This window comes from Streptomyces sp. NPDC058664 (genome assembly GCF_042716635.1).
GTDB lineage: Bacteria > Actinomycetota > Actinomycetes > Streptomycetales > Streptomycetaceae > Streptomyces.
Map to the genome: position 1 here is coordinate 1 of NZ_JBHXRW010000099.1, position 15,640 is coordinate 15,640.

Annotated in this window: 6 protein-coding genes and 2 pseudogenes; 4 read left to right on the forward strand and 4 right to left on the reverse strand. The window is 70.4% G+C overall.

Annotated features, from left to right (window positions below; all coding sequences use genetic code 11):
* Positions 1 to 148 precede the first annotated feature (148 nt).
* The 4 genes from ACFWUY_RS38685 to ACFWUY_RS38700 form a co-directional block, all read right to left on the reverse strand.
* Positions 149 to 1,843 carry an alpha-amylase family protein gene (locus ACFWUY_RS38685; RefSeq protein ID WP_384121136.1) on the reverse strand — a complete coding sequence of 565 codons (1,695 nt, stop codon included), beginning with the start codon at positions 1,841 to 1,843 and terminating at the stop codon, positions 149 to 151.
* The gene (locus ACFWUY_RS38690) at positions 1,840 to 2,838 is read right to left on the reverse strand and encodes a TIGR03885 family FMN-dependent LLM class oxidoreductase (protein ID WP_384121139.1); all 999 of its coding nucleotides are present in this window, start codon (positions 2,836 to 2,838) and stop codon (positions 1,840 to 1,842) included. Before ACFWUY_RS38690 ends, ACFWUY_RS38685 begins: the two co-directional genes overlap by 4 nt.
* A 57-nt stretch (positions 2,839 to 2,895) precedes the next feature.
* Positions 2,896 to 4,596, reverse strand: a complete 1,701-nt coding sequence (locus tag ACFWUY_RS38695) for an alpha-glucosidase (protein ID WP_384121141.1) — start codon at positions 4,594 to 4,596, stop codon at positions 2,896 to 2,898.
* Positions 4,597 to 4,914: 318 nt separating this feature from the next.
* Positions 4,915 to 5,055 (reverse strand): hypothetical protein, encoded by a 141-nt coding sequence (locus tag ACFWUY_RS38700; protein ID WP_384121143.1) that lies wholly within the window; start codon positions 5,053 to 5,055, stop codon positions 4,915 to 4,917.
* A gap of 191 nt (positions 5,056 to 5,246) precedes the next feature.
* Between ACFWUY_RS38700 and ACFWUY_RS38705 the strand changes: the two are divergent.
* The 4 genes and pseudogenes from ACFWUY_RS38705 (at position 5,247) to ACFWUY_RS38720 (ending at position 15,486) form a co-directional block, all read left to right on the forward strand.
* A pseudogene (locus tag ACFWUY_RS38705) lies at positions 5,247 to 6,870 on the forward strand (ISAzo13 family transposase).
* A gap of 156 nt (positions 6,871 to 7,026) precedes the next feature.
* Positions 7,027 to 7,563, forward strand: a pseudogene (locus ACFWUY_RS38710) (transposase); the annotation flags it as partial.
* Between the two features lie 361 nt (positions 7,564 to 7,924).
* Positions 7,925 to 14,956: a hypothetical protein gene (locus ACFWUY_RS38715; protein WP_384121146.1), complete on the forward strand. Its 7,032-nt coding sequence runs from the start codon at positions 7,925 to 7,927 to the stop codon at positions 14,954 to 14,956.
* A gap of 11 nt (positions 14,957 to 14,967) precedes the next feature.
* Positions 14,968 to 15,486: a hypothetical protein gene (locus ACFWUY_RS38720; protein ID WP_384121149.1), complete on the forward strand. Its 519-nt coding sequence runs from the start codon at positions 14,968 to 14,970 to the stop codon at positions 15,484 to 15,486.
* The last annotated feature ends 154 nt before the right edge of the window (positions 15,487 to 15,640 follow it).

The following is a 15,640-nucleotide window of genomic DNA, read 5'->3' on the forward strand; positions in this document are numbered from 1 at the left end:
AACCCCCCCCCTTTGGGTGGCCTGTTTCTTTTTTTTAAACTACCCGGGGTGTTTTCCCGCCCCCCCCCCCCCCCACCGGGGCCCCCCCCACAACCCCGGGGGGGGCCCCCCCCCCCGGGCGGCGGCGGCCCCCCCCCCGCGCGTCGGATCACACCGCTGTCGCCCGATCCGCGTCGTCAAGGGGGGTGTTGACCCTCAGCCACCGGTAGCCGTACGGATCCAGCGCGACATCGACGAGGCCGGCGGCCGCCGACTTGAGGGTGTCACCGGTGAAGACATCGGTGAGCAGCCGGCCGCCCCTCAGCCCCGGGACCTCGACGGAGGCGGTGACGGACCGCTCGGAGAAATTGTGCAGCACGAGCACCGCGCCGCCCTCCAGCGAACTGAGGTGGACCAGCACGCCCGGATCGTCCGCGTCGATGACCCGGTAGTCGCCCCAGGCCAGCTCGGGGGTCTCCCGGTAGCGTTCGATCAGCGTCCGCATCCGACCCAGCGGCGAAGCCGGGTCGTGCGCCTGGTCGTGCACGTTGACCTTCGTCGGGCCGAACGCACCCGTCGCGACGGGATTGGGCAGCTCCACTCCCTCCCCCGCGGTGAAACCGCCACTCTTGTCGGGCGTCCACTGCATCGGGGTGCGGACGGCCTGCCGGCCCTCGGCGGCGAGGTTCTCGCCCATGCCTATCTCCTCGCCGTAGAACAGCACCGGTGTGCCGGGCAGGGAGAAGAGCAGGCTGTAGGCCAGTTCCACGCGCTGCCGGTCGCCGTCGACCATCGGCGGCAGGCGGCGGCGCAGGCCCCGGTCGTAGAGCTGCATGTCCTTGTCGGGGCCGAAGGCGGCGAACACCTCGGCGCGCTCGTCGTCGTCGAGTTTGTCGAGCGTGAGCTCGTCGTGGTTGCGGACGAACGTCGCCCAGCGCGCGTCGCGGGGCGCCGCGGGGCGCTCCCGGAGAGCCGCCGCCAGGGGGGCCGCCTCGCCCCGCGCCATCGACAGGTACATCTGCTGCATACCGATGAAGTCGAAGCACATGGTCAGCTCGTCACCGCGGGAGGACTCCGAGTCGCCGAAGAACTTCGCGGTGTCCGGGTAGGGCAGGTTCACCTCGCCCAGCAGCACCGCGTCACCGCTGCGACGTCCGAGGAAGGCCCGCAGGTCGGCGAGGTACTCGTGCGGGTCGGGCAGGTGGTCCGCGTCCTCCTGGCCGTTGGTCTCCAGCAGGAACGGCACCGCGTCGACCCGGAATCCCGACAGTCCGAGCTGCGTCCAGAAGCCCATGATGCGCGCTATCTCGTCACGGACCGCCGGGTTGGCGACGTTGAGGTCGGGCTGCTGCTTGTAGAACCGGTGCAGGTAGTACTGCTCGGTGGTCTCGTCGTACTCCCACACGCTCTTCTCGACGTCGGGGAAGACCACACCCTCGGGGCCGTCCTCCGGCGGGCTGTCGCACCAGACGTACCAGTCGCGGTACTTCGACGTGCGGCTGGAGCGGGCGTCCTGGAACCACGGATGGTGGTCGGAGGTGTGGTTGACGACCAGGTCGGCGATGACCCGGATGCCCCGGTCGCGGGCGGTGCGCACGAACTCGGTGAAGTCGCCCAGCGTGCCGAGCCGGGGATCGACGGCGTAGAAGTCGGTGATGTCGTAGCCGTCGTCGCGCTCCCGCGTCGGGTAGAACGGCATCAGCCACACACAGGTGACGCCGAGGCGCACCAAGTGGTCGATGCGCTGTGTCAGGCCCGCGAAGTCGCCGGTGCCGTCGCCGTCGGAGTCCTGGTACGTCTCCACGTCCAGGCAGTAGACGACCGCGTTCTTCCACCACAGGTCGGAGGTGCGGGTCAGCCTCATCGGACACCCTCCGCGACGGCGGCCGGGGGCCGGGTGACATCCAGCTGCGACAGCACCTTCGTGCCGAACGCGTCGATGAAGGCGCTCTGCTCCTTGCCGACGTGATGCAGCATGACGGCGTCGAAGCCGAGGTCGGCGTACTCCTGGAGCCAGGCCGCGTGCCGGCCGAGATCGTTGGAGATGTTGACGGACTCCGCGACCCTGTCCGGAGAGACGTGCTCGCTGACGTTGTCGAACAGCTCGGCAGAGTCGAGGTCCCAGCTCGCCGGCGGCCCGTGCACGTTGGTGCGCCACTGGTCGTGGGCGAGTTCCTGGGCGGTTTCCCAGTCGGGGGCCCAGCTGAGGTGCACCTGGAGGTGCAGCCGGCCGACGCCGCCCGCCGAACGGTAGGCGTCCACGATCCGGCGCAGTGTCTCGCGCGGCGCGTTCACCGTGATCAGGCCGTCCGCCCACTTCGCGCACCACCGCGCGGTCGCCTCGCTGCACGCGGCCCCCACCAACATTGGCACCGTCTCCGGACGGGTCCACAACCTGGCCCGGTCCACGGTCACCAGCCCGTCGTGGCTCACCTCCTCGCCGCGCAGCAGCGCCCGGATGATGTCGACGCACTCGCGCAGCCTCGCGTTCCGGACGTCCTTACGCGGCCAACGGTCGCCGGTTATGTGCTCGTTGGACGCCTCACCGCTTCCCAGCGCCGCCCAGAAGCGGCCTGGGTACATCGCGGCGAGGCTGCCGATCGCCTGCGCGACGATCGCCGGATGGTAGCGCTGACCCGGGGCGTTCACCACTCCGAAGGGGATCCTGTCGGTAGCCTGGAGCGCCGCGCCGAGCCAGGACCAGGCGAAGCCGGACTCACCCTGCCGGACGCTCCACGGTGAGAAGTGGTCCGAGCACATCGCGGCGGTGAAGCCCGCGCCTTCCGCGCGCACGACGGCTGCCAGCAGGTCGGCGGGAGGTACTTGTTCATGGGAGGCGTGGAATCCATAGACGGTCATGGGATCCGCGTACCCGGCACCGGAGGGATCATCGGTCGTCGTCCCCGTCCGCTCGGCTCAGTCGTTGCGCCGGTGCACCCGCGCCTCCCACGGGGCAAGCACCAGGCGGCCGGGCCGCGGGGGGGCCGACGGGCCGTTGCCCATGACGAGTTCGGCGCCGTCCCATCCGGCGGGCATCACGGCGGAGGCCGTGTCGCCGGTGAAGTTTCCGACGACCAAGAGCACCGTGCGGCCGTACCGACGGGTGAACGCGTAGATCCGCTCGTCGTCCGGCAGCAGCATCGTGAAGTCGCCGTGCACGACGGCCGGTTCCTGGTGCCGGAGGGCGATCAGCCGACGGTAGTGGTGGTAGACGGAGTCGGGATCCGCGAGGGCCGCTTCGGCGTTGACCTCGGTGTAGTCCGGGTTGACGGGGATCCACGGGGTGCCTGTGGTGAACCCCGCATGCGGGGACGCGTCCCACTGCATGGGTGTACGGGCGTTGTCGCGGCCCATCGCCCGTAGTCCCGGGAGGACGTCTTCGGGTTCCGCCCCCGCGCGCAGCGCCTCCGTGTAGTGGTTCAGGGACTCGATGTCCCTGAAGTCCTCGATGGTGCGCAAGGGCGCGTTGGCCATACTGAGTTCCTCGCCCTGGTAGACGTACGGCGTGCCCCGGTGCAGGTGGAGCACGGTCGCGAGCATCGTCGCGGACCGGGTCCGGTGGCTCGGTCCGTCGTCACCGAACCGAGAGACCACCCGGGGCTGGTCGTGGTTGTTCCAGTACAGGCTGTTCCACCCGACGTCGGCGAGGCCGGACTGCCAGCGGCCGAGTGAGGCCTTGAGGTCGGTGAGCCGCAGTGGGCGGGGATCGAACTTGCCCCGCCCGTGGTCGAGCCCTACGTGCTCGAACTGGAAGACCATGTCGAGCTCGGCACGCGCCGGGTCGGTGAACAGGCGGGCCTGCTCGACCGTCACCCCGGGCATCTCCCCGACGGTCAGCAGCCGGCCCGGGTACCGGGCGATCACCTCGCGGTGCATCTCCTGGAGGTAGTCGTGTATGCGGGGTCCGCAGACGAAGTAGGGCGAGCCGTCACCGTACGGCCCCTGTTCGTGCACCTCGCCGTCGGGGAGGGCGGGGTCCTTGGAGATGAGGTTGACGACGTCCATCCGGAAGCCGTCCACGCCCCGGTCCAGCCACCAGCGCATCATCGCGTACACGGCCCGACGCATCCGGGGGTTCTCCCAGTTGAGGTCGGGCTGCTTCGGCGAGAAGAGATGGAGGTAGTACGCGTCGCTCGCCGCGTCCAGCTCCCAGGCGGAACCGGAGAAGAAGGAGCCCCAGTTGTTGGGTTCGCGTCCCTCACGTGGCGGACGCCACCAGTACCAGTCGCGCTTCGGGCTCGCCGGGTCGCGTGACTCCTGGAACCACGGATGCTCGTCGGAGGTGTGGTTGACGACCAGGTCCATGACGAGTTTCATCCCGCGCTCGTGCACGGCGCCCAGCAGCCGGTCGAAGGCCGCCAGGTCACCGAAGACGGGGTCGATGTCCTGGTAGTCGCTGATGTCGTACCCGTTGTCGGCCTGCGGGGACGGGTTGACGGGCGACAGCCAAAGCACGTCGACACCGAGCCCGGACAGATGGTCCAGGCGTCCGGTGAGGCCGTCCAGGTCGCCGACGCCGTTACCGTCGGAGTCGGCAAAGCTGCGCGGATAGACCTGGTAGACCACTGCGGACCGCCACCACGCGTCCTCGGCGTGCCCCATGTCGTCGGCTGCCATCGGTGGACTCCTCTCGCCCGGGGTGGGGAACGTGAGTCTCCTTTCCCCAGGGGCTGAGGTCATACCGGTCAGGGCGGCATCGCCGGCCGGGCGCCCCGGCTCCCCCGGGACGAACCGACCCGCTGGGGCCCATCCCTGCGCGCACCGGCCGGCGCCTTCTCGGCGAACTCCCGCGCGAGGTGTGTCGGACCTCGCCCCTCAGCGGTCCCGTCCCGGAGGGCACAGCGGTCCGCTTCGAATTGGCAGGGGTCCAGGGACCTGATCGCTCCGTGCACCACGAGCCGGAGCCTCGTACCACGCCCAAGGAGACAACCCGCCTCACGGTGCGCGCCCGCCCTCCTCCCGCTCAGCCTGGTCGAGCTCGTGGAGCCCCCTCTCCCAGCGCAGACGGCGAACCTCGGCAGACTGCTCCCACCAGGGATCACCCCGCTCACCGAGCGCCACCTTCGCGGTGTTCACGCGTTTCCGCACCTGGCCCTCAGCCTTCGCGTCAGCGGCGCGTCGTGCGGCAGCCACCCCGCGGCGCGCCGCCGGTAGCAACCCTGACCGCGATCGAGGCTCGGCATACCCCCATCTCATTCTGTAACGAGCAGTAAGGGCTTGCAGATCATCAAGGTGTTGCTTCCCGACCTGGGGCTCGTTGGTCTGGTGTGCGCATCCCGGACGAGACCCGTGACCAACTGTCCGCGAGGTTCGTGGTGTTGTTCCCGCATCTGGACGAGCGGCAGCGACGGCTGTTGATGGGAACCGAGGCCCGGCTGCTGGGGCATGGTGGCATCCGCGCTGTCGCTCGGGCGGCCCAGGTCAGCGAGACGGCGGTCCGCAATGGCGTGTTCGAGCTGGAATCCGGAGAGGAGCCGTTGGGGCGGGTCCGGCGTCCCGGCGGAGGACGCAAACGGGTCGCCGATCTGGATCCGGGGCTGCGGCCGGCACTTCTGGCGCTGGTCGAGCCCGACGAGAGAGGCGACCCGATGTCGCCGCTGCGGTGGACGGTGAAATCGACCCGTACGCTCGCGGCGGAGCTGGCCCGGGCCGGGCACCGGATCAGCGCCGATACCGTGGGCGACCTGCTGCGGGAGGAGGGCTTCAGTCTTCAGGCCAACGCGAAGACGCTCGAGGGCAGTCAGCATCCGGACCGGGACGCCCAGTTCCGCTACTTCAACGAGCAGGCCCGCACCTACCGGGACGCCGGCCAGCCGGTCATCAGCGTGGACACCAAGAAGAAGGAACTTGTCGGCGACTTCAAGAACAGCGGCCGCCAGTGGCGTCCCGCCGGCGGGCCTGTCTCGGTCAGCGTCCACGACTTCGCCGACCCGCAGCTCGGCAAAGCCGTCCCCTACGGGATCTACGATCTGACCGCGAACACCGGCTGGGTCAACGTCGGCACCGATCACGACACCGCCGCGTTCGCAGTGGAATCGATCCGCCGCTGGTGGCACGGCCAAGGCCAAGCCGCCTACCCCCAGGCATCACGGCTGCTGATCACCGCCGACGCCGGCGGATCCAACGGCTACCGCACCCGCTCCTGGAAGCTCGAGCTGGCCCAACTCGCCTCTGAAACCGGGCTGACGATCACCGTGTGTCACCTACCGCCAGGCACATCGAAGTGGAACAAGATCGAGCACCGGCTCTTCTCCCACATCACCATGAACTGGAGCGGCCGCCCGCTGACCAGCCACGAAGTCATCGTGCAGTCGATCGCCGCGACCACCACCCGCACCGGACTGCGCGTGAGAGCCGAACTCGACACCAACACCTACCCGACCGGAGTCCGCATCAAAGACGCGGAGATGGCCGCCCTGCCGCTGATCCGGCACGCGTTCCAGGGCGCCTGGAAATGCACTGCACCCCCAGCCATCACCCGTAATCCCGGCGGCCCGGGCCCCGCAGACGCCGGATCCGGAGTGGGACCAGGCCTTGCTCTCCGATCCAGCACTGACCGGTATGACCCGCCAGCAACTGAACGACCTCACCGAGACCCTGGCCCCGGACGGGGATATCCGGCGCGGTCGGCCGCCGCGGCTGGCCTTCCCCGACCAGGTCCTGGCCACCGTGCTCCACCTGCGGGCCGCCCTGGCCGCGGAACCCCTCGCCGTGCTGTTCGGCACCAGCCGCACCGCGATGCACCGCACCCTCCTGAAGAACCGGCGACTGCTCGAGGCACACGGCATCACCATCCCACCGGCGACAACCCCACCCACGGCCCTCGCCGCCCTTCAGGACCGGGTCCAGGCACAGACCGGCGAGGACAACAAGATCAAAACAACGTGTTAATGATCTGCAATCCCTAACTTGATCTTTAACATGTGCTGTCGAACGGTGTGTCGTACTTGATCACTCGGTCCGGTATCCGCCGTGCATGGAAGCGGCCTTCGTCTGAACATGTGCTCCGACCAAGGAACACACACGTCCAGCGCGAAGGCCGTGAGGATGAGTCTGCAGCATCGCGATACCCGCCATGAGCCGTTGGGGGAACTGTCACGCTTCCGGGGCGAGTTCTACTCCTGTCTCACCGCTCGTTCGGACGCCCTGTTCGAGCTGGCCGACGCGGTCCTGTGCGGTGACGGGCCGGTGAGATCGCTGATCGAGCTGTCGCTGGTGGGCGAACACCGCCGTGGTCACGGCAGTCTCTACGCCGCGCTCGCCCAGGGCCGAATTGACGCCGAACGGCTGCGGCGGACCCTGGCATCGGTGCCGCTGCCACGAGCTGCTGACGGCCGGCTGGTCCTGGCCGTCGACGTCACCTGCTGGCTGCGGCCCGACGCCCACACCTCGCCGCAGCGGATCCTGTGCCACACCTACGGCCGGGGCAAAGACCAGCACATCCCGGTTCCCGGCTGGCCCTACTCGATCATCTGCGCACTGGAACCCGGCCGCAGCTCGTGGACCGCACCCCTGGACGCCCGGCGTCTGGCGCCCGGGGACGACACCGCCACCGTCACCGCCCGGCAACTGCGCGACCTGGTCGACTCGTCTGCGTGTTTTACGCCGGGTAACAAGATGATCTACTCGCGGATGACTTTGTCCGATCCTGAGGGTCCGTGTGCCCTTAGTGAAGATTATTTGATCTTCACGTGCGGAGTGTTGCGTGACATCGTCAGAGCGTAAGTGGCGGCGCTGGTTCATGGGGAGGGGCGGCCGCGCTGACGCATGCCGTACGAGGGGGAAAGAGCCCGGGCGGTGAGCCGCCCGGTTTGGCATGCCCATGAGCGACGCTGTCGAAAAATCGACAGATTGTCAGGCAGACATGTCATTGTTCAGAGACGTCGGCAGACGCCGGCGTCGCATACGGTCGGCCCTCACCAGGGCCACCGGTACGACGGCGCTCGTGACCGCCGCCGCCGTACTGGCCGGCGTGATCCAGGCCGCTCCTGCCTTCGCCGACCCGGTGCCCGAGGAGGACACCGGCGTCACCCGTAACAGCATCGGCCAGGATGTGCGGCGCGACCGCTGCCTCACCGGTGTGGCGCTGCATGTCGGCGGACCCGCGATGAAGGCCAAGGCCATCGAGGGCCTGACCGGCACCGCGGGACAACTCCGCGAGACCGTCGGCGACATAGGCTGGATCGGCTACGGCCCCCTGGGCCAGGCCGGCGACGCCGACGAGGAGGAGGGGAACGCCCACAGCACCGCCGGCACGCGGCGCACCGAGGAACTCAACGCGGCCAACAAGCCCTACGTCGAATCCGCCTGGACCAGCGACGACATGGAGTGGCACGCACCCCAGTTCGGCGCGGACGTCAGCTACTTCACCGCGATCGCACAGGTCCAGCTGGCCTCCCCGCTCGGCTGGGACGGCCACAGCAAGGCCAGCGCGGAAGCCGTCGCCCGCGCCCAGGCGATCACCGAGGAGAACCGCGGCAAGGACGACTGGCACGACATGGCCGCGGACTGGATGCTGCGGGACGTCGGCTGGGACTACTCCGGCGGCACCACGTCCAGTGACATCGCGAGCTATCTGCGGCGCGGCGGTTACGCCACCACGGCGCCCGTCAAGGACTCCCCGGCGTACCGTGTCGAGGTCGAGGACCTCAAGCAGGCCTGGGCCGGTTGTGACTGGCAGAACCCGGACGACCCGCGGCGCATGCTCAATGCCCCGGTGATGACCGCGATGGTCGAGTGGGAGCTGGAGTACGCCGGGCAGGCCGCCCAGCGTGCCGCGATCATCCAGGCGGAGGCGGACGCCGCCGCGGCGACCCGCATCGCCACCGACGACATGATCGAGGCCATCCGGCAGGCGTGGCTCGCCGAGCAGATCCTGACCTGGCGCAAGTACTGGCTGGACGAGCTCGCCAACGACCCCGACACGATCTTCGAGAAGCCCGATCAGGCGTTCTACGACAAGGCCGACGCCGACCTGGCCCAGGCCCGTACCAAGGCGGCTGCCCTCGTCGTCTCGGCCAAGGAACAGGCGGCGAAGGCCGCCACCGCCGCGCAGAAGGCCGCGACGGCGCAACAGGAGGCGTGGGCCATCGCCGACGCGGCCCACGTGCCGCGTGGCCGTGGCCTGATGTACGCGCAGCAGTCGGTCCAGGTCACCCGCGCCTCTTCGGCCGCCACCGCGGCTGCGGCGAAGGCGACCGAGACCGCGCTGGCCGCCGCGAACGCGACGGTCGCCGACGCGGACGCGCTGCTGGCGAGGGCGCAGACCCAGTCGCACGCGATGAGCACCGAGTTCCGCCGTGTCGCTGCGGAGGAGGCCGCCGCGCAGGCGAAGGCCGCCGCCGACAGCGCCGAGGCCAACGCCACGGCTGCCGCCGAGAGTGCCGCCAGGGCCAAGAGTGCGCGGACGACGGCCGAGCAGAAGCGCGACAAGGCCGCCACCGCCGCCGCCACGGCCGCTTCCGAGCGTGCCAAGGCGCAGGCGGAGAAGGCCACCGCTGTCGCCTCCCGCGCCAAGGCCGCCACCGAGCGGACCAAGGCGCAGGAGGCCGAGCAGCGGGCCGTCACCCAGCAGACGACGGCGAAGAACGCCGATACGGCCGCGGGGACGGCGACCGCCGATGCCACGGCGAAGCGCAAAGTCGCCGACGATAAGGCGAAGGCCGCGCAGACTGCGCGGGAGCTGGCGGTTGCCGCGCTCCGGGCGAAGCAGGCCACCGCGGCCCGCGCCGCCGCCCTCGAAGCCGCGGCCGCCGCCGCCGAGGGCACCGAGGCCGCCGCCGAGACCCGTACGGCCGCCACCGACGCCCGTACGGCCGCCAACCAGGCCACCCAGGCCGCGACCGCCGCGCAGACCGCCGCCGACCAGGCGACCACCGCCGCCGTCGCCGCGCGTAGTGCCGCCACCACGGCGGAAGGCGCTGCCGAGCGTGCCCAGGCGAGCGCGAGCACTGCGTGGTCGGCGTATCACACCTCCCTCGGCGCTGCCTCTACCGCCCGTGTCGCCGCCGCCGTCGCTCTGGACGCGTCGCAGGACGCCGCGTTCCGCGCGGACAACGCGGCGACGGCCTCGGAGAACGCCACCGCGCTCGCCAAGAAGGCCGAGCAGGAGTCGGCCGCCGCCGGGACGAGCGCCGCCGAGGCGGTGAAGTCGGCCGCGACCGTGGTCGGCCGTGCCTATGCCGCAGGTCAGGCCGCGCTGTCCGCCCGTGACGCCGCGAAGGAGGCGATCGCCGCCTCCAGCGAGGCCGTCGCGGCGGGAAGCCCATACCGGGAGACGGACAGCTCGGCCGCGTTCGCCGTGCTCGTCGGCCAGTCGTCGAAGACGCTCGCCGAGCAGCAGGCGGCCGCCGCCGAGGCCAAGGCCACCGAGGCGGCCGCCGCCGCGGAGACCGCGCAGCAGGCCGCCGCGCAGGCCACCGGCGACGCGAAGCTCGCTGCCGAGGCAGCCGCCCGCGCGGCGAGCGACTCGGCACGTGCCGTCGAGGCCGTGACCCGCGCCCAGACGTCCGCCGCCGACGCCTCCGACGCCGAGAAGGGAGCCAAGGCGGCTTCCGACGCCGCCGCCGGGCACTCCCAGCAGGCCGGGGACGACGCCCTCAGCGCCCGTCTCACCGCCGACGAGGTCAGCGGGATCGCCGTCGAGGCCGACCGTGAGGCGACCGACGCCGAGCGTCACGCCGCCGAGGCGAACGAGAAGGCCGGCCGGTCCGCCGAAGCCGCCGCGGAAGCGGCGCGCAAGGCGGCCCAGGCCGAGCAGGAGGCCAAGGACGCCGAGGGCAAGGCGTCCGACGCGGCGGGGAACAGCTCCGCCGCCGAGGAGGCCGCGAAGAAGGCCGAGCAGGAGCAGCGCGAGAAGAACGAGGCCGCGCACCAGGACGCGCTCGCCGAGGGCACCACACCTATTAAGGGCGGCGCCTCCAACTGGCCGGCACTTGGTCAGCGCGAGGAGCAGATCCTGCTCGACGCGTGCGGTCAGACCTGTGTCGACGACTACCGGGGCGGCCTTGCGGCCGTCTCCGTGAATGTCGTCGAGTGGGCGACCGCGAACGGCGGGCAGATCCTCTTCGAGCAGCTCGACCCCGCCAAGGTCAAGGAGTGCCTGGCCGGGTACGACGTCGAGGACTGCCTCTGGGCGCTCGTCGACGTTCCCTCGTCCGCCGTGATCGTGGGCCGGATGCCCGCGCTCGCTCAGGCGATCGAGAAGGTCGCCGACGGCATGCGGACGATCTTCGTCGAAGCGGACAACGCGCTGCGCCGGCTCAACGAGCTGACGGCGGTCATCCGTGACGTCCGCTCCACCCCGCGCCTCAACCGGTGCCTCGCGGGAGTCGCCCTGCACGCGGGCGGCGCCAAGATGAAGGCCAAGGCCATCGAGGGACTCACCGGCACCAATGACCAGCTCGACGCCGTCATCGGCGACGTCGGCTGGATCGGGTTCATGCCACTGGGGCAGGCACGTGACCTGGACCAGGAGGCCGGCTACGCCTACATGGATGCGGCCGCGGCCCGTGAAGCCCTCCTGGAGGACGCCAACAGGCCGTACGCGATGAGCTCGTTCAGCGACGAGATCACTCTGCACGCACCCGAGTTCAGTGCGGACATCCTCGGATTCACCCTCGCCACACAGGCCAAGCTTTCCCAGCGCCTTGGCTGGGACGCCCACACCAACGCCGGCGCGGAGGCGATCGCCCAGGCGAAGGCCGTCACCGAGCAGAACCGCGGCAAGGACAGCTGGGACGACTTCGCCGCGGACTTCATGCTGCGGTACGTCGGCGAGACCCGGTTCTCAGGTGGCACCACCTCCGCCGACATCTCCACCTACCTGCGGCACGGAGGTTTCCTCGACAAGAAGGTCGCCGAGGGTTCCGCCGCCTTCCGTATTGAGGTCGAGAACCTCAAGCAGGCATGGGCCACGTGCAACCACCAGGACCCGGTGGACCCGCGCAACGCCCTGAGCGAGGCCGTCTCCCAGGCCTCGGCCGAATGGGAGGCGGAGTACGCCGGCCAGGCCGCCCCGCGCGCGATCATCATGCAGGCGGAGGCCGACGCCGCCGCCGCGACCCGCGCCGCCGCCGACAACATGGTCGAGGCCATCGGCCAGGCGTGGCGCGCCGAGCAGATCCTGCTCTGGCAGAAGTACTGGCACGACCAGCTCGCCCGTGACCCGGACCACATCCTGAAGCCGAAGCAGGCGCTCTTCGACCGGGCGAAGACGGACCTGGCGAACGCCCGCGGCAAGGTCCAGGCCCTCGTCACCTCATCCAAGGCGCAGGCTGCCCTGGCCGCCGCCGCGTCCCAGCGTGCGGTGACGGCGCAGCAGCAGGCCTGGACGATCGCGGACGCCGCTGAAGTGCCGCGCGGGCGCGGCCTGATGTACGCCCAGCAGTCGGTCCAGGTCGCCCGTGCCTCGGGCGCAGCCGCCATGGCCGCCGCGAAGGCGACGGAGACCGCCTACAACGCGACCACCGCGACGGTCTCGACGTCCCAGACGCTGTTGGCCCTGGCGAAGACCCAGGCGCACGCGGTGAAGACCGAGTTCCACCGCATCGCCGCCCAGGAGGCCGCCGCCCAGGCGAAGGCCGCCGCGGACAGCGCGGACAAGCAGGCGGCCGAGGCCGAGGCGAACCTGAAGATCGCCAAGGAGGCCCAGGCCACCGCGGAGAGGGAGGAGCAGGAGGCCAAGCAGGCCGCGGCCACCGCCCAGGGCCAGCGTGCCGTCGCCGAACTGGAGCGTGCCAACGCGGCTGCCGCACGCGCGACCGCCGAAGCGGAGCGGGACAAGGCGAACATCGCCGAGCAGGCGGCACAGGAACGCCGGGGTGTTGCGGCCACGGCCCGCAGTAGCGCCGTCGCCTCAGGCCAGAGCGCATTCGCTCACCTGGAGGACTCTCTCGCGGCGGAGGGGCGCGCCGAGGCGGCACGTGACACTGCGGTGAAGGCCGACCGGGCCAAGAACGCCGCGCTTTCCCGTGCGTCTGCTCTTGAGGCGGCGGCTGCCGCTGCAGAAGGGACCGCGTCGGCGGGCGAAGCACGGCAGGCGGCGACGGAGGCCCGTGCTGCGGCCAACCAGGCCGTCTCCGCGGCTGCTGGGGCGTGGACCGCGGCCAACACTGCCACCACGGCGGCGAAGAACTCCCGTGCCGCAGCCACGGTGGCCAACGGTTCGGCGGAGCGGGCCCGGTCCGCCTCCGAGGGGGCTTGGGCCGCCTATATGACCGCCTCCGGTTCCGCGGCGGCCGCTCACGCCGCCGCCGCTGAGGCAATCGACGCCTCCGAGGCCGCGGCGCTGAACGCGAAGAAGGCCGAGGAGGACTCCAAGAAGGCGTCCGCCGCGGCGGCACTCGCCAAGAAGGAGGCCGCGGCGGCCCACGCCGAGGCGGTCCTGACCGCTCAGTGGGCGGCGAAGACGGCTGGGTACGCGTACGCCACCGCCCAGGCTGCGAGCGCGGCGCGAGACACCGCCACCCAGGCCATCAAGCCGGCCAAGGAAGCCATCGCCATCGGCTCTCCCTACCAGGAGACCGACGCGTCCGCGGCGTTCGCGGTGCTCACCGGCCAGAACGCGTTGACGCTCTCGCAGCAACAGGCTGCGGCGGCAGAGGCCAAGGCCGCCCAGGCGGCGGAGTACTCGGCCGAGGCGCAGCGCCTCGCGGCGCAGGCCGCGGCCGACGACAAGCTGGCCGCGGAGGCGGCAGCCGCGGCGGCCAAGGACGCGGAACGCGCGGCGCTCGCGTCGAAGCGGGCGCAGATCGCGGCCGCGGAGGCGGAGAAGGCGGCCAAGGCCGCTCAGGCCGCGGCCCAGCGGGCCGACGGTTACGCCATGCAGGCGGGTGAGGACGCCGTCCATGCGTCCTTCGCCGCCAACGAGGCAACCGCCGATGCGGCTGCGGCCGACAGCGCTGCCACCGAGGCGGAGAAGGACGCGAGTAGCGCGCGGGCGGCTGCGACCGCCGCGGGTGAGGACGCCGTGGCCGCAAATGGCGCGGCCACGAAGGCCGAGCAGGACGCCACGCTGGCCGAGGCCTCTGCGGCCAACTCCCAGCAGCACGCAGAAGACGCCGAGACGGCCGCGACACATGCCGAGGAGGAGGAGCGCAAGGAGATTCAAGCCGAACGCGAAACCGCCATGGAGGCCGGCAACACACCCGTGATCGGTGGTTCCTCGTCCTGGCCCGGTATGACGGCGGAGGAGGAAGAGATCCTTCTCGCCGAGTGCGGTCAGCAGTGCGTGGACGACTACCGTGCCGCCCTCCAGGCGGTGGGAATGAGCGTCATCGACTGGGTCACCGCCAATGGCGCCGACGTCCTGCTGGAGTTCATCGGGGCCAACGACCTCAAGCGCTGTGTGAGCCAGGGCGACGTGGAAAGCTGCCTGTGGACCCTGGTGAACGTGGCGAGTCTGGTGGCCATCGTGGGCAAGCTGCCCGCCGTCACCAAGGCAATCGCCACCGTTGTGTCCGGCATCGCGCGCTTCTTCGAGAAGGCCGAGTGGGGCAAGCGCACGCTGAACCAGCTCCGCAAGATCATCGAGAAGGTGCGCAAGGAGGGCCACAAGCCGCCGCACTGTCTGGTGAAGTCGGGAACGGCGACCATGTCGGTCGCGTCCTTCGGCGGAGCCTCGTACAGCGCTGCGGCCACCTCCGAGGAACCGGAGGTGCCGTGCTTCAAGGGCCTCACCCGCGGCGCGTCCTTCAAGGACCACTGGAAGAGCAAGAAGGACATGCTCGGAAAGTTCCTCGGAAAGACCTACCCCAAGTGGAAGGACGACGAGGGCGCCGAACTGCTGGCTGACCTCTTCGAGCTGATTACCAGCGGCAAGGTCAAGTACGCGGGCATGGGAACGCTCAAGGCCGGCCAGCCTGCCGCGCATGTATTCCGCGGCAGCGGACTGACGCTCATCGTGAAGCCCAACGGCGAGTGGTGGACTCTCCTCCAGTCCGGTACGGGCATGGATCTGGGTATTGTGATGCTGTGATGAGCAGTTCAGTGTTCGACCGGATGAGTCATGTACGGGTTCGGGACATCCTGGTTCCGGGATACATCGACAGGGACGAGGGGCGGCCTGAGTTCAAGCCGTTCCCAGTGTCGGTCTATCTGGAGCTGGAGGAGGGGTTCATCGAACTCGCCTCCGTCCGGGACGAAGGCCGGATGACAGTCGGATTCGTCGCCGAGCCGAGGGTTCCGGAAGCTCTGCTCGACGACGACGACGAGTTCTGTCTGGGCTCGCGCGGTCTCGACGTTTTCACGGACGCATATGAATCCCTGCGCGTCACCCGGGTCCGGGGTGTCGTCCCCGGGGCGTCGACATCCGAAGCCGGTGAACCCGGTACGGAGTACGACTGCCTCGAGTTCCGGTTCGAGGACGGGTGGTACCTGTTCGTCGACCCCGGGTACCACTTCGGGATCCGGCTCGGCGGCGAGGGCGCGTACGACCGGCTCTCAGAGCTGAACGCCGGCCGGCCGACGAGCCTCGCCCCCGGCCGGCCGTTCGTCTGGACGCCGTAGCGGCGTGTTCCCCCGGAGGAGCGGTCCTCCGGGAAAACGACGTGGGGCCACCCCGCCCGGGGTGGCCCCCCCGTGGTTTGGGCGACCCGGAACCCCACCTGGTCAAACTGGGCCGTGAACAGCGCGGCCGGGATAGCGCACGCGTTCGGGGGCA